Raw genomic sequence first — 19,104 nt, 5'->3', positions numbered from 1 at the left:
TGTAAATTTCACAAAAAAGACCTGGAAGCACCAAGTCTTTTAAGTGAATAATAACTGACGAATCCCTGCCAAATCCTCCATATCCAAGTCGTTTTTTAAATAATAGACTGGTGTCTGCTCCTTCTTATAAATAGGGTTATTTGTAACCAGCAAATCATAATGTCGAGTTCGGTCATAGACTTCAATGGTAATAAAACGATTGTATTCCAAATACCGTTTTAAAATAGCTGCCATCCTTGAAAAGACAAGAAAACCAGATGTCAAATCCAGGCCAATCCGCATATGCTGGCCACCATTTTCAGCCATATATTCGATTAACTGGAGCCATTCCCAGAGAATCTTCCTATCCAAATCCGTCCCCTGCTGAAAAGTGGGCAAGGTATGAAAAATCTCCTCTGCCGTTCCCCTAAAATCATGTTCCATCAACAAATAAGGATGACGATTCTCTAACTGGTACTTGTAGCGATCCTGTAAAATATAGCCCTTGTATAGATAGACTTGAGCACAAAGCTGACTAAGTTCATAGGTGACATGGTCCTCTGTATAACCGCCCAGTAACTCTTCCTTCTTCATCTCTTGAATCAATTGCGTCAGTAAACCTACTAATTGCCCTCCAAAACCAAGAATATACTCCATAGTATGAAGAGGAAGAATGCGATGAGATAGGAGGAAAGAGAAGAATATCATCATCTCACCATCCTCAGTTCCTATAGGGATATGTTGCCCAGCAAAAAAAGACGAGGTCTTTCTGAGCAAACGAAGGTAGAAAATATTGTCAAAATACCCTCGCATTTTCTCTTCTATGACTTGAAACTGACAGGCATTGACTCGGAGACGTTGTTGACTGATGTGAGCCCAGAGAACCAAGTCTAACTTCTGCCCCGAAGACAAGCTTGCACTGCAGATTTCTTCTAGTGTAGCAATTTCCTGCTTTCTCTCTGGTTTCTGCATATGGTCTTCCCACTCCTGACTGGACCAAACCTTGCGAAAAAGACAGAAATAAAAATAACGAATCTGATGCTCTGGACCTCGCCAACGTCCATTTTGAATAGACAAATCAAATTCTGACAAAATCTGATTTAAATTAGCCAAGTGGCGACCAAGCGTTGCCTCACTAATCATCAATTCTTGAGCCAGCTGATGGGCTAGAAACTGTTGGTGGTAGAGGAGATAAACAAGAATCTGATATTTAACAGCATTCTCCAAAAACAGTCTCCGAATATCTCTCCCCTTGGTAGCTGCACCGATCGATAGACGCAGATTTTCATCTTCTAACTGGATTGTCAGCTCTAAGCCACTGTCCGAAGCCTTGTCATTGAGCAGGGTGACATATTTGGTTAGGGTTACTTTTGAAAATCCTGTTTCCTCCATTACAGCCTTGACGGTCGTCTGAGACTCTTGTAATAGAAAGGAAAGGATTGAAAATTGGCCAGATTCAGCCTTTTCCATCAAGTCTCCTAAATACATTTGTTACCCCTTTCATTTTCTACCTTAAGCATAGCATAAATCTTACAAATGCTGAAATAATCTGTTTCTCTTTTTATTTTCATGTAGATTTCCTAGTCCATTATCCTGAAAATCAGCAAACACACGGCTCCCCCTTTGGGCATTTTTATGCTAAAATAGTAGCTATGGATAAAATTATTAAAACTATATCAGAAAGCGGAGCCTTTCGTGCTTTTGTCCTTGATAGTACAGAAACCGTCCGCACTGCTCAAGAAAAACACCAAACCCAAGCTAGCTCAACAGTCGCGCTTGGTCGAACTCTTATTGCTAGCCAGATTCTCGCAGCCAATGAAAAAGGAAATACCAAACTTACAGTTAAGGTGCTGGGATCTAGCTCCCTAGGTGCCATCATCACCGTCGCTGATACCAAGGGGAATGTCAAAGGCTATGTTCAAAATCCCGGTGTCGATATCAAAAAGACTGCAACTGGTGAAGTTCTAGTCGGACCTTTTATTGGAAACGGTCAATTCCTCGTTATCACAGACTACGGCATTGGAAATCCTTACAACTCTATGACTCCCCTTATCTCTGGAGAAATCGGTGAAGACCTGGCCTTTTACCTGACCGAAAGCCAACAGACCCCTTCTGCTGTCGGCCTCAATGTCCTTTTAGACGAAGAAGACAAGGTCAAGGTTGCAGGTGGTTTCCTAGTTCAAGTCTTGCCAGGAGCCAAGGAAGAAGAGATTGCCCGCTTTGAAAAACGCATCCAAGAAATGCCAGCTATCTCAACGCTTCTCGAAAGTGAAGACCATATCGAAGCCCTCCTCAATGCTATCTACGGGGACGAGGCCTACAAGCGTCTATCTGAAGAAGAAATCCGTTTCCAATGTGACTGTAGTCATGAACGCTTTATGAACGCTCTTGCCAGCCTTCCAAGCTCAGACTTGCAGGAAATGAAAGAGGAAGACCACGGGGCAGAAATCACTTGTCAATTCTGCCAAACAACTTATAACTTTGATGAAAACGACCTGGAGGAACTCATTCGTGACAAATCTTAATACACCTTTTATGATTGGCAATGTTGAGATTCCCAATCGTACCGTTTTAGCACCCATGGCCGGCGTGACCAACTCAGCCTTTCGTACCATCGCAAAAGAGCTCGGTGCTGGACTCGTTGTCATGGAAATGGTCTCTGACAAGGGAATCCAATACAACAACGAAAAAACACTGCACATGCTTCATATCGATGAAGGCGAAAACCCTGTCTCTATCCAACTCTTTGGTAGTGATGAAGATAGCCTAGCACGCGCAGCAGAATTCATCCAAGAAAACACCAAAACCGATATCGTCGATATCAACATGGGTTGCCCAGTTAACAAAATCGTGAAGAACGAAGCTGGCGCTATGTGGCTCAAGGATCCAGATAAGATTTACTCTATCATCAACAAGGTCCAGTCTGTCCTTGATATCCCACTTACTGTCAAAATGCGTACCGGCTGGGCCGACCCATCTCTGGCAGTTGAAAATGCCCTCGCTGCTGAAGCTGCAGGTGTTTCTGCCCTCGCCATGCATGGTCGTACCCGTGAGCAAATGTATACAGGTCACGCAGACCTTGAGACCCTTCACAAGGTCGCTCAAGCTTTGACCAAGATTCCCTTCATCGCCAACGGTGACATCCGTACGGTTCAAGAAGCCAAACAGCGTATCGAAGAAGTCGGTGCTGACGCAGTTATGGTTGGGCGAGCTGCTATGGGAAATCCTTACCTCTTCAACCAAATCAACCATTACTTTGAAACAGGAGAAATCCTACCTGATTTGACCTTTGAAGATAAGATGAAAATCGCCTACGAACACTTGAAACGCTTGATTAACCTCAAAGGGGAAAACGTCGCAGTTCGTGAATTCCGAGGACTCGCTCCTCACTACCTCCGTGGAACATCTGGCGCAGCCAAGCTCCGTGGAGCTATTTCACAAGCTAGCACCCTAGCAGAGATTGAAGCTCTCTTACAATTGGATAAAGCTTAAAATGGTTCATACTGCTCTACTGGTTATCGATATGCAAAAAGCATTTGATAGACCTATTTGGGGAGAACGAAATAACCCTCAAGCTGAACATCAATCATTGAGGGTACTGGCACACTTTCGTAAACACGGTCTTCCAGTCTTACACGTTCAACACATATCTGATAATCCCCAGTCGCAATTTCATAACAAACAAAATCAGGAGTTTAAAAGTGGATTTGAACCAGTTGCTTCAGAACCTGTCTTTCAAAAAACGGTTAATAGCGCCTTTATTGGAACAAATCTTGAAACCTATTTACGAAAAAATCAGATTTGTCATTTAGTCCTTGTTGGTTTGACCCTGCCTCATTGTGTATCTACTACGACACGAATGGCAGCAAATCTTGGTTTTGAAGTCACTCTACTAGCAGATGCTACTGCCAGTTTTACCCTATCTAACAAAAACGGTCAGACCATCTCTCCTGAGACTATCCATGAGATTCATCTCCTTTCTCTACAAGATGAATTCGCTCAAATTCTTACTACAGAAGAATTTTTAACCCAAGTGCAAGTATAAAATAATCCGTCAACTCTTATTGAGCTGACGGATTTTCTTTGACTGTAAAAATTCAAATAATGAGAGCTATTATTGACTCAAAGCAACACTGGAAACCTTACCATCCGCTCCTGTTGTAATTTGAATGATTTTTCCTCCACCAATTTTGGCATTATACTTACCATCATCAAGAGTATAAGAATAGCCTTTGATAGAGTAATTTTCTTTCTTTCCATCAGAAGATTCTACTGTGAATTGACCTCCTGATGAAACTGTAATGGTTTCACCATTGGCTCCCTTCCAATTGCCCGCTGCAGCTGAGAAATCACCATCTACCATGGTTAAAACACCCTTGTAGCGTTTATTTTGCTCTGCTTGTTTGTCTTGAAGTTTGCGGTCAGTTGTAGGATCATAGCTTGATTGGTTAGACTGGGCTTGAGGAGCTTGTTGAGTTGAAGGAGCCTGAGCAGGAGTTTGTTGACTAGCTACCTGTTGATTAGCCACTTCTTGACCTTGTCTTTGTTCTGGTGTCGCTTGTGATGGCGTTGCAGTTGCTGAAGATTGATCAGTAGACGCCTTGGCCTTTTCAGATGAAGCTGAGCTTGAGGACTTCTGAGTCTTGCTTTCTTTGCTAGCAGAAGCTGCTTTAGAACTTGATGATTGGCTTGTCTTAGCAGAACTGCTTACTTGAGTTGTTTCCTTTTTATTTCCACAAGCTCCTAATAATAGGGTAGAAGCCAATACAGTTGCTGCCATCAATTTGATATAGGTTTTCTTTTTCATTTTTCTACTCCTTTGTAATATTTTAGAAATATAAAGAAATCTTTTTGTAATATAATTGTAACATTCCGATTTAAATATGTCAACAATTTATCTAAACTATTTTAAAAATCTCACATAATTTAGACACCTTTACTCCTCCTACTCTTCTATTCGTAATAAAACAGAAAAATATGAAATTTTCCTATTAAAAATTTGAATTTGTTTTTGTGTAATCGCTTGCATCTTTAAGTACAAAGGAATATAATAACATTGAAATAGATATAGGAGGTGTATTCTTATGCTAAATAAGTATTTCAAGTATCTTCCTTGGTTGATTTTGGTAGCAATTGGTTCCTATCAATCAGCCACTTACTATGCGCGAACTACATTTGATGTCTTCTATCTGACTACAGTCTTTATGATTGTTTATATAGCTTTGCTATTCCTACACGAAAAATATCTCAAGTATCGATACAAAGACTTTTTTACTCACATATTGAGTAATCCTAAGAAAGATAGCCATCCCTAAAAACAGTCGCAACAGCAAAGCAAACTAATAAAGGTAAACAAAGAGGTCGGGAACTTTGTCCCGACCCCGTTTTTTATTTCAATCGATAGGTTTTTCTTGGTTTCTTTTTGGGCACTCGTTTGAGTCCGACTTCTTCTACATATTCGCCGTATTTTACGAGAAAGTTATTGCTGACGATTGGACGACCTGGGTTGATAAGATTGACCAGTTCGGTTCCTTCATATACAGTGAACTCCTCCTCCAGCAGATAAAGGAAGGTCGGGTTCCAGTCGAGACGGCCTTGGATTCGTTTGATGGATTCTTGGATAATAGCATAATGGTCAAAGGCGAAGGCTTGCTCGTCCAATTCGACTCCCTCCAAGAAGCATTTGCCCGTCTGAAAATCGACATCTACGAAAACGACATCCTTGGCATCGTCTCCTGCCTGAACGAGGTCTAGGGCGCGACTAGGCAGATACACCAAATGGGCAATGGTCACCGTCCAGCCCCGTGGGTCACGGCCGGGAGTCGATACGGTCATCAATTGCTCGATTTTTTCCAAAGGAAGATCGAGATTGACTTCTTCTCTCACCTCGCGCTGACAAGCATGTGCAGCATCTTCTCCCTTATCCATAAAACCTCCAACCAAGGCCAAACAGTTTTGATAAGGGTGAGCCTTGCGACGAATCAGCAAGAGCTTGATCTTTCCTTCAACAAAGCAGTAGGCCACCATATCCACTGTCACACTTGGCTTTTCATATTGTGGGAGCTCCTGCTTGTAGTACCAGTCTAAAAACTCCTCCTGACTGGCATACATTTCAAAATATTCTTTTTCCGTCATCCCTGCTGGAATCTTTATGTCCGTCATTTTACGCCTCCTTACGAACTGCCTTGGTCCATTGGTACCATCCTACTAGACTATTGAGTGTGTAAACCCAGTACATCCCTTGGATGTGGATATTTTCACCCCACCAGAGATAGATACTAAAGAGATTGGTTGCAATCCAGAAAATCCATTGCTCGCGGTAGAGACGTGTCATCAAAAGCTGACCAACACCATTGGTCGCATCGGTAACACTATCACGGAAAGGCCGAGCGCTATGGATACTTTGGTAGGCCAAGCCCATACCAATCCAGATGATAGCAGTCAAGGACAAGTACTTGAGCCAGTCAAGAACAGATAATTTCTTGGCTTCAAAGTGAGATTCTTCTGCGTTTCCTTGGTCATTAATACGGTTGGACAACCAAGCATAGAGACCAATCGGTTGCATGACAAAGAAGTAAACAGTCGTCAAAACTTCACCATAAAAAGTTGCATTCATGGCCAAAATCAAATAGATAGCAGAGTTAATAGACCCGAAAAGATAATTACTTGCACGCCCTTCTGCTACCAAGATAACACAGACAATCCCAGTCCAAGAGGCAAACAAGCTCATCCAGTCATGACTTTCTGTATTTTGCGTGAATTCCAAGATCAAGGGAACACTTGACAAGGCGATGAGATACAACCACTGGAAGAGACTACGGCCTACAAAGAGATCTTTCCAGAGCAGGTGCATAATTCCTGCAAAACCCATTTTGCGGGCTTCTGCATGGACATTTTTAAAGTTTTCGATAAATTGTGTGATTTTTTCAGTTAGTTTTTTCATATTTTTCTCCTAATCTGCTTGGTAAATAGCATCAATAGCCACTTTTGCTGCTTCATAATTGCCTAGGTAATCCTCAGCTAGATAAACTAGTGGAATGGTGGTTAAATATCGCTCTCTCATCTGGTCCAAATGCTGGGAAAAACTTTGACGAATATGGTCTTCTGCCATGGTCATATCTCTAAATCCGTCATTGACATAGGAGCCAACAGGTTGCACAAAGAGAATCAAGTCCCATTTTTCCTTAGCCAAAATCGAAACAAAGAGATTGTCAAAGGTTTCCCCTGATAAGTCCCCTTGATCCTCAGTCTCCATGTAATAATCATAGTAACCCTTGGTTACCAAGGAGTTGGTATCGGCTATCACTAGGCCTCGATTGGCATTACTATCGATTAACTTGGAGGTCTGGTCATACTGCCCCAACAGGAGATAATAGTAATCCTTTGGAGTCAATTCATCGTCGCGGACATTGTTTTTGATCTGGTACTCACGTGCGTATTCCAAACTAACTGGTGCATCGTAATACCTTGCCAAATCCTTGGCCAAAGTTGTCTTCCCATTGCTAGCACTTCCCATAATCAACACTTTCTTTGTAAACTGACGTCGGAAGGGTTGAGCAATATATTTCCAATATTTGCTGGGATTTTCTCGAATCATAGTTGCTGAGATACCAAACTTTCTTTCTTGCAAGACAGTCTCAAAGCCACGATTTGATAATTCTTGCTGGTAGTCTGCTTCTCCCACAAAGAAAATTAGTTCTTGCTGGGTTTCATCATAGGAAATCTCCGCTAACATTTGGTCCAACCACTCCTGCCAGCCCATAGGGTAACGAGGAAGATTGGTCTCATCTAACTTGCAAACGGAGGTCAACTCGTCATCACGAAAAGCCTCTCGGATATAGCGAAATCTTTTTTGAAGCATTAAGCCTACCTGTTCCCCTCTGTCTCCCTCATAGCCTGAAACGACCACCCAGACCTGATCACATTGACGCTTCGCTCGCTGGATCAGATCGATATGACCTTGATGAAGCGGAGCAAAGGTTCCAAATACCACTGCTGTTTTCTTTTTCATAAACGCATTACCTTTTTATAATTTTAGATATTTTCATTATCTATGTTTTTATTATAAACTATATTTTTATTTTGTAAATAGTTTTTTATTGTTTTTTATAAAAAAGTAGCAAAAAAGAGAATCAAGATTTCTCCTGATTCTCCATTTTTATGCAATATCAAATTTTAACTGGCCTGCTTTAACACCAATCTTAAGTGTGCTGCCTACCTCTAATTCTCCCTTGAGAAGAAGTTCTGCCAACTTGTCTTCCACTTCTGTTTGTAGGGTTCTGCGAAGTGGACGAGCTCCCATCTCTGGGTCATATCCTTGATTGGCCAACAATTTCAGTGCTGAAGCTTGTAATTTCAAGTCAATACCTTTTTCAGCCAAACTTGCTACTAAAGGTTTAACCATAATCTTCACCACTTCTTGCATATGGTCGCTAGACAGGCTATGGAAGACCACCTTTTCATCAATACGATTGATGAATTCCGGTCTATAAGCCTTTTTCAGCTCTTCAAACATGCGTTTTTCCATATTTTCCTGGTCAAAACGAATGTCCTTGGCCCCAAAACCAACTGTCTTATCATCACGAAGGGCAGTCGCACCAAGGTTCGATGTCATGATGATAATGGTATTTGAAAAGTCAACCTTGCGACCCTTGCTATCTGTCAAGACACCATCATCCAAAACCTGCAAGAGAACATTAAAGATGTCTGGGTGAGCCTTTTCTACCTCGTCAAAGAGGAGAACAGAGTATGGTTTGTTGCGAACCTTCTCGGTCAACTCCCCACCTTCTTCATAACCCACATAGCCCGGAGGAGCTCCATTAAGACGGCTGGCTGCGAATTTCTCCATATACTCACTCATATCAAAGCGGATAAGGGCTGATTCGTCGTCAAAAAGAACTTCTGCCAGAGCTTTGGCCAATTCGGTCTTACCGACACCTGTAGGCCCTAGGAACATAAAGGAACCAATCGGACGCTTATGACTGCGAATCCCTGACTGGTTGCGGCGAATCGCACGGCTAATGCTTGAAACAGCTTGATCTTGACCGATGACACGTTTGTGGAGTTCCGCTTCCAAGTTCAAGTATTTCTTAGCGTCAGTTTGAGTCAGTTTTTGGACTGGAATGCCTGACAAGCGACTCAAGGTGGTCAAAATATCAGACTCTGTCACCAAGTCTTTATAGACAGGCGCTTCCTCTTCTTTTGAAATTAGCTGGGCTGCCTGTTTCCACTTGCCATCCATCAGGGCCTTATCAGCTGGACTCAAACCAGAATCGTCTGCTTTTACATGCTTCGTTTTATTTTGCACTGTTGCTGCCGCTTCATCCAAGAGGTCGATAGCAGAGTCTGGCAAGTGACGACTAGTCAAGTAACGATGGGCCATCTTGACAGCTGTTTCAACCGCTTCATCTGTGATTTGCACACGGTGATGTTTCTCATAAGTCACCTTCAAACCTTGCAAGATGGTCATACTATCTGCCACACTTGGTTCTTCAATCGTCACCTTGGCGAATCGACGAGAAAGAGCCGCATCTTTTTCGATGTGTTTTTGATATTCTTCCTGAGTGGTCGCACCAACCGTTCTCAAAGTTCCACGCGCCAAGGCTGGCTTCAAGATATTGGCCGCATCCAGAGTTGAGTCGATCCCACTACCAGAACCCATGATGGTATGGAGTTCATCGATAAAGAGAATCACTTGGCCATCTTCTTCAATATCCTTGATGATATTGTTCATGCGCTCTTCAAAGTCACCACGGAAGCGTGTCCCTGCAACGACATTCATCAAATCCAGCTCTAACACGCGCATCTTAGCCATTTCCGCAGGTACATCACCGCTAGCAATACGCTGGGCAAGACCAAGCGCCAGAGCAGTTTTCCCGACACCAGCATCCCCAACCAAGACAGGATTGTTCTTGGTTTTCCGGCTCAAGATTTGAATCATACGCGAGATTTCCTTATCCCGACCGATGACTGGCTCCAACTTGCCAGAACTCGCTTGCTCTGTCAAATCATGCGTATAGTCCTCTAGACCACCACTCGGAGTCTGGGGCATGCCCATCATATTAGCCATAGAATTTTGCTTGTCAGCTACTGTACGATGGCGTTGGCGTAGAGCCTTGAGATCTTCACGAGTCCATCCTGCTCGTTCTTCTAAATTTCGACGAAGGGCAGCAATCTTAACCTGATCTTTCTTGTCTTCATAAGAAAAACCAGCTCTCTCCAAGATACGAGTCGCCAAGGCATTGCCATCATGCAAAATCGCATAAAGGACATGCTCTGTCCCTAGCACCTTTGCATGGACCACTGACGCTACATATTCTGCCTCATCAAAGAGGACCTGCAAACGGTGAGAAAACGGCAATTCCGTAAAGGTTTCATCCTGGCTATAGTCCGTTTCAGTCAGTTCCAAAGCGACCTCTTCTAAACGGTCCATCTCATATGGATAATCACTTAAAGTTGCCCCTGCGACACTATAACTGTGATTGGACATGGCAATCAACAAGTGCCAAGATTCTAGGTAACGAGCTCCAAAATGGCCAGCAACCATGTAGGCACTTTCGATACATTCATTCAATGCTTTTGAATAGTTCATCTTACTTCCCTTTTCTATCTACCTCTTGTATGACCTGTCGTAGCATATTAGCTCGAAGGACTGGAGCTTCTTCTCCTAGAACGCGATCCAAAGCTACTGCCACCAGCAAATTCATCTCTTGCTTGGTCATCAATTGCTGCTCAACCAAAAGCTGCAGAATATCTTCATAAATTTCTTGACTAACTCGCTCACCAATTGAATAAAGCAAATCACGGAGCATTTCATGATGACTAGAAAACTCAATCCGTCCTATGCGAATGTAGCCTCCACCACCCCGCTTACTTTCAACCAAGTAGCCTCTACTTTCCGTAAAGCGTGTCTTGATCACATAGTTAATCTGACTAGGAACAACCTGGAATGTATCTGCTAACTGACTCCGTTGCAACTCTACAATTCCAGATTGATCTAAAATCGCCTTGATGTAGGCCTCAATATGATCCGATGTATTTTTAAATCTCATTACAAACCCACCTCTCTCTTTAAACCTTGACTATCTTTGACTATACTATCATTTAACACTCTATAAGTCAAATTTTTAGAGCTCAGCCCTTGAAAATACTGACTTTCTTTAAAAATACTAAGGCATTAGGACGCCTTGGTTTTTCTTGAAAGTTCCTAAAAAAGTCCACAAAAAAGAGCCCTAAAAAGGGCGTAATATTGACGAGTTCAGCAGGCAAGAAACTAGCACGGTCAAACGTGCTTTTTTATTACCTGGTAATATTATAGCATATCCTCTCAAACTTATATATAACAAGAATCCCGCAAAAGAAAAAGATAAAAGCATAGAGGATAGGGAAAAAGCTGTTCTTACTTTTATTTTATCAAATAGCAATATGAGAAGCAAGGATAAAAAGTCCTCAGAAATAAATCTAAGGACTTAAATAACGATGTGTTGGTTTGCTCACTTAATTAGTCTACTTAATACTATTCAATTATAGTTTACTTTGAAATGTTCTTAATCCTTTCTGTAAATTTTTGAATCGCATTCAGTTCTGCAGGTCTTAAATGAGGGTACGCCTTAGTCCTCCCCCCATTTCGTTTAATATGTCCAAATTCAAGTAAATGAGTAAGAGAGCCGTATTTAAAACTATATACGACCCAAACTCCATTTCTCACTCTTTTCTTACGCCATCCTTTTGAATATTTACCTGTTCTTTTAGGGCTAGTTTCCTTTAATTCTTTAACTGTTTCTTTAGCGACTTGCTCCGCAATTTTATCAACTTCTTCATTAACCTCTTCGCAATATTCTGCTAAAATATTTGCTAATTGTGCTGCTAAATCCATTTTCTAAAAACTCCTTCTATTTTTTTAAAATATCAACTTTTTACCCCCTTTTTGGTTGACAGCTTCCGACTTGGAAAAAGTTACCGCTCCCGGTACCTAAAATCAACGAAAATGCTTTACAAAGTGGGGGGGAGTGTCAATATCCTTTCAGTTCTATAAATCTTTTAGCGATTACTTTTCTTCGACTATTTATATAACGAGTAGTTTTATTTAGTTTCTCTGCCACGTCTTCCCAAGTCGCACCAGCTTCTAAATATCTCATTTTAAAAATGACTAGATCACTTTCAATTAAGTTTTCCATCAAGGTATCTACAACTAGTTTGAAGCCTTCTAAATATCTTAGTGTTTGGTCTTCTTCAATTCTAATGATTGTCGCTTCAGTAGGACTAGATACTGTCTTGCCTTTCCCACCAGTATAATCTTCAGCGCTATGTTTCTTATTATGTATTAGTTCCTGTCTTCTCAAATAAATTTTATTAGCAAGCGTTCTATACCGTCCTAACTCAATATCTATCCCGTCCAAGTCTCTGTTACTCAACTCGTACATAGGCAAGTACCTCCACTTAAATTTTAAAAATTTTTTATCTTGCAATTTGTCAAATTGTAAATTCTGTCAAACTGACAAAAAGCGCTAAAAGCCTTCCAACACTCCACTTATCAGGTATCATTGTTTTAAGTTTGACAACTCTTCAGTATGACAAGTTCAAGGGAAATTTCTTTAATTTATCCCCTCAGTTTCTCATATCTTACATTCTGTGAAACTCACTCCATTCTGTAAACCCCTGATATACCTTGCTTTCAAGCTATTACTTCTTTTCAGTTTATGCTTACTTTGTTATGTGAAACTTAGTAAAGCATAAAAGTAGGACTAGCGATATTTCTTTTGTTTGAGCCATATATCACTAGCCTTACTTAATTTGTTCCCTATTTTTCTAAATACTCTTTAATGTCCCGATATTCCTTAGAAAAATTCATCCATCCGCTAGAATCAGGGGTTAAGAATGGTAGGACAGTAAGCGGACTTACTTCTGTTCGATACGGCGATAGAGAATGTCTCTGACTTATTTCTCTGACTACACCTGTATGAATTTCTTCTACATCCTTCTTCAGTTCTTGAATTTCATCATATGCGTCCAAAATTCGTCTAAGTTTCTTTCGGTATTGTTTATAGATCTTCTTAGTTTCCATCCGTTGCTTAGTTTCTTTAAAAATGTATTCAAAGATGACTGCATTAGCTTCTGAAAAATCACTATCAAATTTTTCCTGAAGGCCATTAATAGCTTTTTCCATCTTTCCCAGCTGCTCTAAAGATTCTAAGTTATTTGACAAAAAAGAATCTATGTTCTCAAATGAAACTGCTTGATTGCCTAACAGGCTTTTCCTTTTTTCGCTTAACTGTTCTCGTGCTGAATTAATCTTACTTTTTTTATTATCTAGATCATCCAGTGTTTCAAATACTTGATTAATATCCATTTCTTTCTCCTAGTTCCATTGAATAAAGTAACCACAATCTGCTTCAACTTTTTTTACATCAAATCGGGTATGTAAAATCAACCGTTTCCCAAAATAGTCATTCGCATTCACCCAACTAAGTGTATCTTTCTTGCGATCAAACAAAGTAACAAAATTTTCTAGATCTCCGATAAAGCCTTTTTTGTCACCTTTGTTCCCTAATGTCGTATCATCTACAATTAAAAAGTTATCTACAAAGAATGTTTCACTTGTCCCTGTCTCTTTATCAACTTTAAGAAGATAATTTCCTGAAGTGTCTTTCATTTTGTCTAAGACATTAAATAGTGATTGACTAATAACCATAGATACATTGCGCTCTGGATTGATTAAAGAAACAATAGATTTCAAGTCGTCCATACTTGTAGCAGTCTGCACTTTCGCAGTTTGGAGAATTTTCCCAATCTCTCTATTTCGTGTTCTACGTTTTAATTTAATAATCTTCTTACCAAGAAAATCCGTTAAATTATATTGGCCATCGTCTAATTGTTCCTGTGAAAAATCAAGTTTTCCACTGAATAATTTAACTAAGTAATCAACGCTGATAGTTTTCTTTTTATCTGCTTCTGTTCTCTCAGCCGAATTTTCGCTAACTTCTTGTAATGAATCAGATTCAAAGTCAGTTACTTCATACTTCCCACCACGGGTACGAGTCTCAATAACATTTACTAGATCAACCAGCTCTTTACGTTGATGTTCATCTTCATAACTATCAAGGATTGGTTTTTCAATGAGTACATGATTATTTTCTACGTTCATCCCTCTAGTGTTATAACCTGTACTTCGGATATAAGCTTCTAAATTTTCTTTTTGTTTAACTAAGTTAGTTGTCATTTTTTTCTCCTTCATCTTTTAATATCTGATTTTTGTTTATAATTTTTTCTAAAATTCTTTGCTCTTAGTTTTTCTTTTATGACTCTCCGAGCCTTTAGAATCATTTTTTCTAGATTTTGATTTGTCTTGTTTGTTAGCATATTTTTCTAGTATTTCTTGTTTCCGTTGTTCTAAGCTATCATCTTCTTTTTTACACTGAGAAAAGATTTTCTGTCTTTTATCTGGATCCATAGAAAACTTATTGGCTACTACATACCCTAAAGAAGTATCTCCTGACATCTCCCTCACCCCCTTTCTATGCAAACAAAAAGGGACATACCACTAGCATTATATGCTTACGGTATGTCCCTGAGTTGTTCTCAATAGACTTATTTTTTAGTTTCTTTTTTGACTAGATGGGTAAATTTTCCATCTGAGTAGAATAAAGTTATCTCTCCAAACCTTGGAACTTTTTCTATCTCTATTATACCACATTTTTCGTAGACAACAAAGCCTTTTTCTGTTGAAAATCGCATTTTATCATCATTCATTGATATTCTCCCCTCACTGTGTTTATAGTGTATCTCTTATCTTTGATTGTAAAAGCCTTGAAAGTGTTCCCTTCTAAACCTTTCAAAATTCTACTTGAATTTCTAGCATTGTATACCGTCCGCAGTTCACTACTATCTAGGTTCGTGTTGAAAATCGTAGTTTCTCGATTATTGATAATATCAAACAAGAAATCCTGTTCCCAATCGCTCTTAGGGGTTACCGTCCCATTTTTTGCCCCCAGGTCATCAATGATTAGAAAATCAACATCAACAAGCTTTTTAACCGCCTCATACTCTGTTAAGTTTGCATTTCTTCCATAAGCCCAGCCTTCTTTTATCTGCTTTATAATCTCGGTTAAGCTGACAAATAAGACACTCTTAGGCTCGTTCTTCTCTCTGAAGCTCTCATTGATTTCTTTGGCCAGGGCAAGCGATAAATGACTTTTTCCTATTCCTGTGCTACCACTGATTAAAGTATTTCCCGTCATACCTGCAAGGTACTTCTGGGCTTGACCTTTTACAAACTCTAACATCTGACGCTCCTCTGTCGTCTTAACAAAGAAATTATCAAATGTTGCCCCCTTCAACTCGTTAGGAATCGTACTATCACGCATTAAGACATCATAAGTTTTAAAGTAAGCCTGTCTGTCCTCAAACTGCTGTAACAAGTCTTGCTCTTTTTGTTTAATCTCTCCCTTCACACACTCTGGGCAAAAAGCTTGTACTTTTCTTTCTGAACTCCCTAACACTGGTACAGAAATTTCCCAATAATTTACCTGGTGAATATCGCAAACCGTATCCAATATTTTTCTGTTATTAAATTCTTTAAATTGTTCCTTCATCTTTGCAACTCCTAAAATGGTAGATCTGGAAAGTTGTCTTCAGACTTCCCTTTTATGGTTTTAGGCTTTTGATTCAAATAACCATCAAACTTAGATCCGAAAAGTGTTTCTGGTCTCAGATATTTAGAAAATTCAGGACTATCCTTCCATTCTGCCGTTTTTATATCTATCACCTGTTTAAAATCTTCAAGTGTATAGCCTTCTTTGAATCGTGCTAGTAAAAGCCTTTTTGTCTTATCAACAAACTTATACCTCTTATTAGCTACTTGATTCAGATAAACAATAGGAATCCAAAGTTCTTTATATTTTGTTTTCTCTAAATCTTTTATAGCTGTTTCTTCAAGCCAAGTAGGAAAATTGTAGTCGGGATTTCCCGACAATATATTATCTAAATATAAATTATTACTCTTACTACTAACTCTATTCTCTTTCTCTATCTCTGTTGGACATGAGTTGGAAATAGTCTTTTTATTTTGGACATTCTCCAATTTTGGTATATCTTGACTATTTTTTCTTTGGTCTCGCTTGTATTTTGCCCAGTTTGTTTCACTCTCAACCATGGCTTTTGCTTGTGATAATGTAGCATGGCCATCATCATCGATCTGAATTAGTCCGCATTTTGTAAAATATGCAAGCGTCATATTTATATCATCTTCAGAGACATCCAGTTTTAAAGCTAATTCCTGTACCAAACTATCAAAATATCCTTCATAGTACAAAATACAATCATCTTCTAAACTTTCCAACATAAGACGGATATAAATCACTGTCATAGTGTAGCCACCAGGCATATTTTTAAGTCGCTTAATAAAAAGATTATCAAAAAACTTCTTATCAACTTTTAACCAAAAATATATTTTAGTCTTTGCCATCATCTACCCCCAGGAACTTCAAAATGTCCGTAACTTTGTAATAGACTTTTCTAGTATCTTCAATAGGCGGTATATACTGCGGTAGTCCTGCACCTTCCCATTTTGTCAAGGTTTTATCTCCTATACCCAGTTCTTCCTTTAGTTCCACCTTGCTAATCAAATCTAATCTTTTTTGTGGCACTTTCTCATGGCTTTTTAAATACCGTTCCACTGCTTCCAAAATCTTAGACTTTAAATCTTCAATCATTTTTTCAAACATCTTAGTACCCCCATGGCTTAACACCTGCAAGCTAAATATATCGCCCATAATCAGGGTTTAATTCCTCGCTAGTCGTTTCTATCGTCTGTGTACTCTCTCGCTCGATTTGAGCGCTTTTTTGCGGTCTCGACGGTTTAGATAAAGTAGTAGGCAAAGCAGTAGCAAAGTAAAGACAATAGACTGCGTATTGCTTAATTCTAGTTCATTCATGCTATGCCCTCGCTTGGTAATTCTTGATATATAAATGTTGGGCTTGATGTCCCATATTTTGGAAAGCTTCAACTTCCTTGATAGATACTTTTTTATTGATAAAATCAACGATAAACTGGAATAGGTTTGGTTCATTTTCATTTAAATCAACCATAAAGTTATCAAATTCTGTTTGTGTCATTTTTCTTATGTCTGGTGTTATCATCTGACTTGTACCCCAATTCTTCAAAATTCTCACAATTAAGGAGATAAACTGCAATCCCGTCCAACTCTCTATAGAGTTGTTCCATCTGGTCACGAATAACGGCCAAACCCTCTTTCATCTGTCCAGATAAGATAGCAGTATCTGCTCCGTTATTTTTCGCCATTATCAGCGAATTGCTCAACTGTCTAACTAATTCAATTCTGGGAAGCACATCTCCAAGTCTGCCCCCTTGCTCTTGAATTTCCTTTATGTTTAATGTCATATTGTTTTCCTGTGCCTTTTTCCTGCTTTTTCCTATATTGGATTGTTTCACCACCCCAAACGCTGGGCGATTGCCCCTAGTTGGCGGACGCATGTAGTGATGTTTCGTGGGTGATCCACCCACATTTTTGCTAAACAAGTGCTTAGAATCACCGTGTCAGCACTTGATTTCAAAACCTTTTCTAATTGCTTGCCTGCTCTTCGGTTTTTCTTTAGGTATTTGATAGAATAGATATTTTTTGCTATAATCAGAGCATAGAAAAAATTTCTATACCTTGAATCTCGTCGCTTGCTCGCCTTGGCCAAAATTTGAGCAAGTGATTTTTTTATTTTCTTTTTGCATGATTACTACCCGACTGTGGTTTATAAAGCAAGTCTTTACTTTCGATAAGATCCAGAATCCAGCTGAATCCCTGCTCCACCATTTCAAGAAATGCGCCCAGGTCTTCACTCTCCAGGTTCTCGTAGTTCATACAAAGATATTCGGCTAGTTGTCTGTCTTTCTCAACTAGCTTTTTAAAATCCTTGGGATACTTGGGAATTTCTAACCCCTTGGCATTTTTAACTGTCTTAAAATCATTTTCCATTTTCTATACTCCTATACTTTAAAAATGAATTCCTTAATTTCTGAATATCCCCTATTCAAGTTAATCATAGCTATTGCCATATCTTCCAAACGTTGGTAGTTTGTCAGCTCTACACTTGTTAAGCCATCAATACCGTTCTTACTTTCTCGCTCCTTCATGAGTTGCGCTTTATTCTTCCCTGTCACTCCCTTTAGTAGTAAGTTTGTAAGGGTACTATAGGCGTGCTTAGGTGCTTTCTCCCATGCTTGGATAGCTTCGGTTAAGCTTTTGCGCTTTGGCTTTTCCAGTTCTCTTTGAAGATAGCGTTTAGAAAGTTCATCACGCATTTCAAAGAAGGCTTTGACTAGGTTGGTTTTGAAGTTGGCCACTTGCTCAGTATTTTTTAAGAATGTAACTAACAAGGTCGCTTGTTGCTCATTCAAAATATAATCCTTAGTATTCTGGCCACTTTCCATAGCTTGGATTTTAAATCCAACCTTTCCGAACCCTTCAAACCTTGCTTGATGTTTGCGGATTGTCTTGGTTATTGTGTGATGCTGTAAGTTTGTACACTCTGCCACAATACTGCTCAGTGTATACGGCTCTTTCTTGCCGTCTATATATACTAGTTCCATAAGTTTCCTTTCTTCTTGTTGCTCGTGCTTGCCACCTAAAACAGTACCAAGGTAAATCATTGAGGTAGGGAAAATTTAGGAGAGAATAAACCCCTACAAACCCTTGATACTGCCATAGGTAGCAAGCAAATCACTCTATCAAATATTTAACTAGACCCGTTTATCAATCCCCAGTGGTAAAGCACCACATGAGAAATCTGTAAATGTAGAGTAGTATTACGATTAGTTCGCTCCTTTCTAATAATCTTCAGCAAGCCACTGCATGGCTTTTTGATAAATACTAGGCTTTACTTCGCCACCGTCTCGAATTTTTCGATAGGTAACTTGTGTAACTCCGATTTCTTCGCCTGCTTGCTTTGCAGTCAATTTCTTATCTGCTTGCTTTCGGCGGATCGCTTTTGCTTGTGTTGAGGTAATAAGCAATGAAGTTCCTCCTTTCTTTCGCTAACTATTTGTTAGCTTTCTTGTAGTATAGCGTATTTTTTGTTAGCTGTCAATGATTAAATAACAAAAAGTGAATTTTTTGT

25 protein-coding genes are annotated in these 19,104 nt (G+C 39.6%); 4 read left to right on the top strand and 21 right to left on the bottom strand.

What is annotated here, in order from left to right; translation table 11 throughout:
- Positions 1-39 precede the first annotated feature (39 nt).
- Entirely contained in the window at positions 40-1,467 is a 1,428-nt protein-coding gene (locus HT717_RS00715) for a helix-turn-helix domain-containing protein (RefSeq protein ID WP_173304111.1), read from the bottom strand.
- Between the two features lie 164 nt (positions 1,468-1,631).
- Here HT717_RS00715 and hslO point away from each other — a divergent pair, with 164 nt between their 5' ends.
- The 3 genes from hslO to HT717_RS00700 are packed head-to-tail and all read left to right on the top strand — an operon-like array spanning position 1,632 to position 4,024.
- A complete protein-coding gene (gene hslO / locus HT717_RS00710; RefSeq protein ID WP_173304109.1) occupies positions 1,632-2,504 on the top strand; it encodes an Hsp33 family molecular chaperone HslO in 873 nt (290 codons plus the stop codon).
- The gene (dusB, locus tag HT717_RS00705; protein ID WP_173304107.1) at positions 2,491-3,471 is read left to right on the top strand and encodes a tRNA dihydrouridine synthase DusB; all 981 of its coding nucleotides are present in this window, start codon (positions 2,491-2,493) and stop codon (positions 3,469-3,471) included. The genes hslO and dusB overlap by 14 nt, the downstream gene beginning before the upstream one ends.
- Position 3,472: 1 nt before the next feature.
- A complete protein-coding gene (locus tag HT717_RS00700) occupies positions 3,473-4,024 on the top strand; it encodes a cysteine hydrolase family protein (protein ID WP_173304105.1) in 552 nt (183 codons plus the stop codon).
- Between the two features lie 69 nt (positions 4,025-4,093).
- Here the strand turns inward: HT717_RS00700 and HT717_RS00695 are convergent, their stop codons facing one another.
- A complete protein-coding gene (locus HT717_RS00695; protein ID WP_173304103.1) occupies positions 4,094-4,786 on the bottom strand; it encodes a hypothetical protein in 693 nt (230 codons plus the stop codon).
- Positions 4,787-5,063: 277 nt separating this feature from the next.
- On the opposite strand from HT717_RS00695, the gene HT717_RS00690 reads away from it, so the two are divergent.
- On the top strand, positions 5,064-5,294 hold the full coding sequence (locus tag HT717_RS00690; protein WP_173304101.1) for a hypothetical protein: 231 nt from the start codon (positions 5,064-5,066) through the stop codon (positions 5,292-5,294).
- A gap of 73 nt (positions 5,295-5,367) precedes the next feature.
- On the opposite strand, the gene HT717_RS00685 is transcribed toward HT717_RS00690, so the two are convergent.
- The 19 genes from HT717_RS00685 to HT717_RS00595 all read right to left on the bottom strand — a co-directional run bounded on the left by HT717_RS00685 (position 5,368) and on the right by HT717_RS00595 (position 19,000).
- Positions 5,368-6,141 carry an NUDIX hydrolase gene (locus tag HT717_RS00685; RefSeq protein ID WP_049539435.1) on the bottom strand — a complete coding sequence of 258 codons (774 nt, stop codon included), beginning with the start codon at positions 6,139-6,141 and terminating at the stop codon, positions 5,368-5,370.
- 1 nt (position 6,142) lies between these two features.
- The gene (pnuC, locus tag HT717_RS00680; RefSeq protein WP_049539436.1) at positions 6,143-6,922 is read right to left on the bottom strand and encodes a nicotinamide riboside transporter PnuC; all 780 of its coding nucleotides are present in this window, start codon (positions 6,920-6,922) and stop codon (positions 6,143-6,145) included.
- A 9-nt stretch (positions 6,923-6,931) separates the two neighbouring features.
- Positions 6,932-7,990: an AAA family ATPase gene (locus HT717_RS00675; RefSeq protein ID WP_049539437.1), complete on the bottom strand. Its 1,059-nt coding sequence runs from the start codon at positions 7,988-7,990 to the stop codon at positions 6,932-6,934.
- A gap of 147 nt (positions 7,991-8,137) precedes the next feature.
- The gene (locus HT717_RS00670) at positions 8,138-10,570 is read right to left on the bottom strand and encodes an ATP-dependent Clp protease ATP-binding subunit (RefSeq protein ID WP_049539438.1); all 2,433 of its coding nucleotides are present in this window, start codon (positions 10,568-10,570) and stop codon (positions 8,138-8,140) included.
- A gap of 1 nt (position 10,571) precedes the next feature.
- Positions 10,572-11,030: a CtsR family transcriptional regulator gene (locus HT717_RS00665; RefSeq protein WP_049539439.1), complete on the bottom strand. Its 459-nt coding sequence runs from the start codon at positions 11,028-11,030 to the stop codon at positions 10,572-10,574.
- A 479-nt stretch (positions 11,031-11,509) separates the two neighbouring features.
- Positions 11,510-11,854 carry an HK97 gp10 family phage protein gene (locus HT717_RS00660; protein WP_004261968.1) on the bottom strand — a complete coding sequence of 115 codons (345 nt, stop codon included), beginning with the start codon at positions 11,852-11,854 and terminating at the stop codon, positions 11,510-11,512.
- Between the two features lie 136 nt (positions 11,855-11,990).
- The gene (locus HT717_RS00655) at positions 11,991-12,401 is read right to left on the bottom strand and encodes a DUF722 domain-containing protein (protein WP_061864797.1); all 411 of its coding nucleotides are present in this window, start codon (positions 12,399-12,401) and stop codon (positions 11,991-11,993) included.
- Positions 12,402-12,778: 377 nt separating this feature from the next.
- The gene (locus HT717_RS00650) at positions 12,779-13,327 is read right to left on the bottom strand and encodes a hypothetical protein (RefSeq protein ID WP_094752986.1); all 549 of its coding nucleotides are present in this window, start codon (positions 13,325-13,327) and stop codon (positions 12,779-12,781) included.
- A 9-nt stretch (positions 13,328-13,336) separates the two neighbouring features.
- Positions 13,337-14,197 carry a phage major capsid protein gene (locus HT717_RS00645; RefSeq protein WP_173304099.1) on the bottom strand — a complete coding sequence of 287 codons (861 nt, stop codon included), beginning with the start codon at positions 14,195-14,197 and terminating at the stop codon, positions 13,337-13,339.
- A gap of 48 nt (positions 14,198-14,245) precedes the next feature.
- Positions 14,246-14,476, bottom strand: coding sequence for a hypothetical protein (locus HT717_RS00640; protein WP_000012235.1), 231 nt, complete (start codon positions 14,474-14,476; stop codon positions 14,246-14,248).
- Positions 14,477-14,565: 89 nt separating this feature from the next.
- On the bottom strand, positions 14,566-14,727 hold the full coding sequence (locus HT717_RS00635; RefSeq protein WP_000997173.1) for a hypothetical protein: 162 nt from the start codon (positions 14,725-14,727) through the stop codon (positions 14,566-14,568).
- Positions 14,724-15,569, bottom strand: a complete 846-nt coding sequence (locus HT717_RS00630; protein WP_153226472.1) for an ATP-binding protein — start codon at positions 15,567-15,569, stop codon at positions 14,724-14,726. The genes HT717_RS00635 and HT717_RS00630 overlap by 4 nt, the downstream gene beginning before the upstream one ends.
- Before the next feature lie 11 nt (positions 15,570-15,580).
- Positions 15,581-16,441, bottom strand: a complete 861-nt coding sequence (locus HT717_RS00625) for a conserved phage C-terminal domain-containing protein (protein ID WP_061088560.1) — start codon at positions 16,439-16,441, stop codon at positions 15,581-15,583.
- Positions 16,428-16,700 carry a hypothetical protein gene (locus tag HT717_RS00620; RefSeq protein ID WP_061088656.1) on the bottom strand — a complete coding sequence of 91 codons (273 nt, stop codon included), beginning with the start codon at positions 16,698-16,700 and terminating at the stop codon, positions 16,428-16,430. Before HT717_RS00620 ends, HT717_RS00625 begins: the two co-directional genes overlap by 14 nt.
- A 211-nt stretch (positions 16,701-16,911) precedes the next feature.
- Complete coding sequence (locus tag HT717_RS00615; protein WP_061088657.1) at positions 16,912-17,112, bottom strand: hypothetical protein; 201 nt, start codon at positions 17,110-17,112, stop codon at positions 16,912-16,914.
- Positions 17,072-17,377, bottom strand: a complete 306-nt coding sequence (locus HT717_RS00610; RefSeq protein ID WP_063612234.1) for a hypothetical protein — start codon at positions 17,375-17,377, stop codon at positions 17,072-17,074. Before HT717_RS00610 ends, HT717_RS00615 begins: the two co-directional genes overlap by 41 nt.
- A 325-nt stretch (positions 17,378-17,702) precedes the next feature.
- Complete coding sequence (locus HT717_RS00605; RefSeq protein ID WP_061088561.1) at positions 17,703-17,963, bottom strand: hypothetical protein; 261 nt, start codon at positions 17,961-17,963, stop codon at positions 17,703-17,705.
- A gap of 11 nt (positions 17,964-17,974) precedes the next feature.
- On the bottom strand, positions 17,975-18,577 hold the full coding sequence (locus HT717_RS00600; protein WP_061088659.1) for a Rha family transcriptional regulator: 603 nt from the start codon (positions 18,575-18,577) through the stop codon (positions 17,975-17,977).
- A 237-nt stretch (positions 18,578-18,814) separates the two neighbouring features.
- The gene (locus tag HT717_RS00595) at positions 18,815-19,000 is read right to left on the bottom strand and encodes a hypothetical protein (RefSeq protein WP_000909283.1); all 186 of its coding nucleotides are present in this window, start codon (positions 18,998-19,000) and stop codon (positions 18,815-18,817) included.
- Between the last annotated feature and the right edge of the window lie 104 nt (positions 19,001-19,104).

It is taken from the genome of Streptococcus sp. 959 (assembly GCF_013277075.1).
GTDB classification, from domain to species: domain Bacteria; phylum Bacillota; class Bacilli; order Lactobacillales; family Streptococcaceae; genus Streptococcus; species Streptococcus pseudopneumoniae_C.
Note: the sequence above shows the minus strand (reverse complement) of the source record. Positions and strands in the feature narration are given on the sequence as shown.

Excerpts from the sequence above, each read along its gene's own strand:
- HT717_RS00715 (WP_173304111.1), bottom strand. The coding sequence starts at position 1,467 with ATGTATTTAGGAGACTTGATGGAAAAGGCTGAATCTGGCCAATTTTCA.
- hslO (WP_173304109.1), top strand. The coding sequence starts at position 1,632 with ATGGATAAAATTATTAAAACTATATCAGAAAGCGGAGCCTTTCGTGCT.
- HT717_RS00700 (WP_173304105.1), top strand. The coding sequence starts at position 3,473 with ATGGTTCATACTGCTCTACTGGTTATCGATATGCAAAAAGCATTTGAT.
- HT717_RS00695 (WP_173304103.1), bottom strand. The coding sequence starts at position 4,786 with ATGAAAAAGAAAACCTATATCAAATTGATGGCAGCAACTGTATTGGCT.
- HT717_RS00690 (WP_173304101.1), top strand. The coding sequence starts at position 5,064 with ATGCTAAATAAGTATTTCAAGTATCTTCCTTGGTTGATTTTGGTAGCA.
- HT717_RS00685 (WP_049539435.1), bottom strand. The coding sequence starts at position 6,141 with ATGACGGACATAAAGATTCCAGCAGGGATGACGGAAAAAGAATATTTT.
- pnuC (WP_049539436.1), bottom strand. The coding sequence starts at position 6,922 with ATGAAAAAACTAACTGAAAAAATCACACAATTTATCGAAAACTTTAAA.
- HT717_RS00675 (WP_049539437.1), bottom strand. The coding sequence starts at position 7,990 with ATGAAAAAGAAAACAGCAGTGGTATTTGGAACCTTTGCTCCGCTTCAT.
- HT717_RS00670 (WP_049539438.1), bottom strand. The coding sequence starts at position 10,570 with ATGAACTATTCAAAAGCATTGAATGAATGTATCGAAAGTGCCTACATG.
- HT717_RS00665 (WP_049539439.1), bottom strand. The coding sequence starts at position 11,030 with ATGAGATTTAAAAATACATCGGATCATATTGAGGCCTACATCAAGGCG.
- HT717_RS00660 (WP_004261968.1), bottom strand. The coding sequence starts at position 11,854 with ATGGATTTAGCAGCACAATTAGCAAATATTTTAGCAGAATATTGCGAA.
- HT717_RS00655 (WP_061864797.1), bottom strand. The coding sequence starts at position 12,401 with ATGTACGAGTTGAGTAACAGAGACTTGGACGGGATAGATATTGAGTTA.
- HT717_RS00650 (WP_094752986.1), bottom strand. The coding sequence starts at position 13,327 with ATGGATATTAATCAAGTATTTGAAACACTGGATGATCTAGATAATAAA.
- HT717_RS00645 (WP_173304099.1), bottom strand. The coding sequence starts at position 14,197 with ATGACAACTAACTTAGTTAAACAAAAAGAAAATTTAGAAGCTTATATC.
- HT717_RS00640 (WP_000012235.1), bottom strand. The coding sequence starts at position 14,476 with ATGTCAGGAGATACTTCTTTAGGGTATGTAGTAGCCAATAAGTTTTCT.
- HT717_RS00635 (WP_000997173.1), bottom strand. The coding sequence starts at position 14,727 with ATGAATGATGATAAAATGCGATTTTCAACAGAAAAAGGCTTTGTTGTC.
- HT717_RS00630 (WP_153226472.1), bottom strand. The coding sequence starts at position 15,569 with ATGAAGGAACAATTTAAAGAATTTAATAACAGAAAAATATTGGATACG.
- HT717_RS00625 (WP_061088560.1), bottom strand. The coding sequence starts at position 16,441 with ATGGCAAAGACTAAAATATATTTTTGGTTAAAAGTTGATAAGAAGTTT.
- HT717_RS00620 (WP_061088656.1), bottom strand. The coding sequence starts at position 16,700 with ATGTTTGAAAAAATGATTGAAGATTTAAAGTCTAAGATTTTGGAAGCA.
- HT717_RS00610 (WP_063612234.1), bottom strand. The coding sequence starts at position 17,377 with ATGACATTAAACATAAAGGAAATTCAAGAGCAAGGGGGCAGACTTGGA.
- HT717_RS00605 (WP_061088561.1), bottom strand. The coding sequence starts at position 17,963 with ATGGAAAATGATTTTAAGACAGTTAAAAATGCCAAGGGGTTAGAAATT.
- HT717_RS00600 (WP_061088659.1), bottom strand. The coding sequence starts at position 18,577 with ATGGAACTAGTATATATAGACGGCAAGAAAGAGCCGTATACACTGAGC.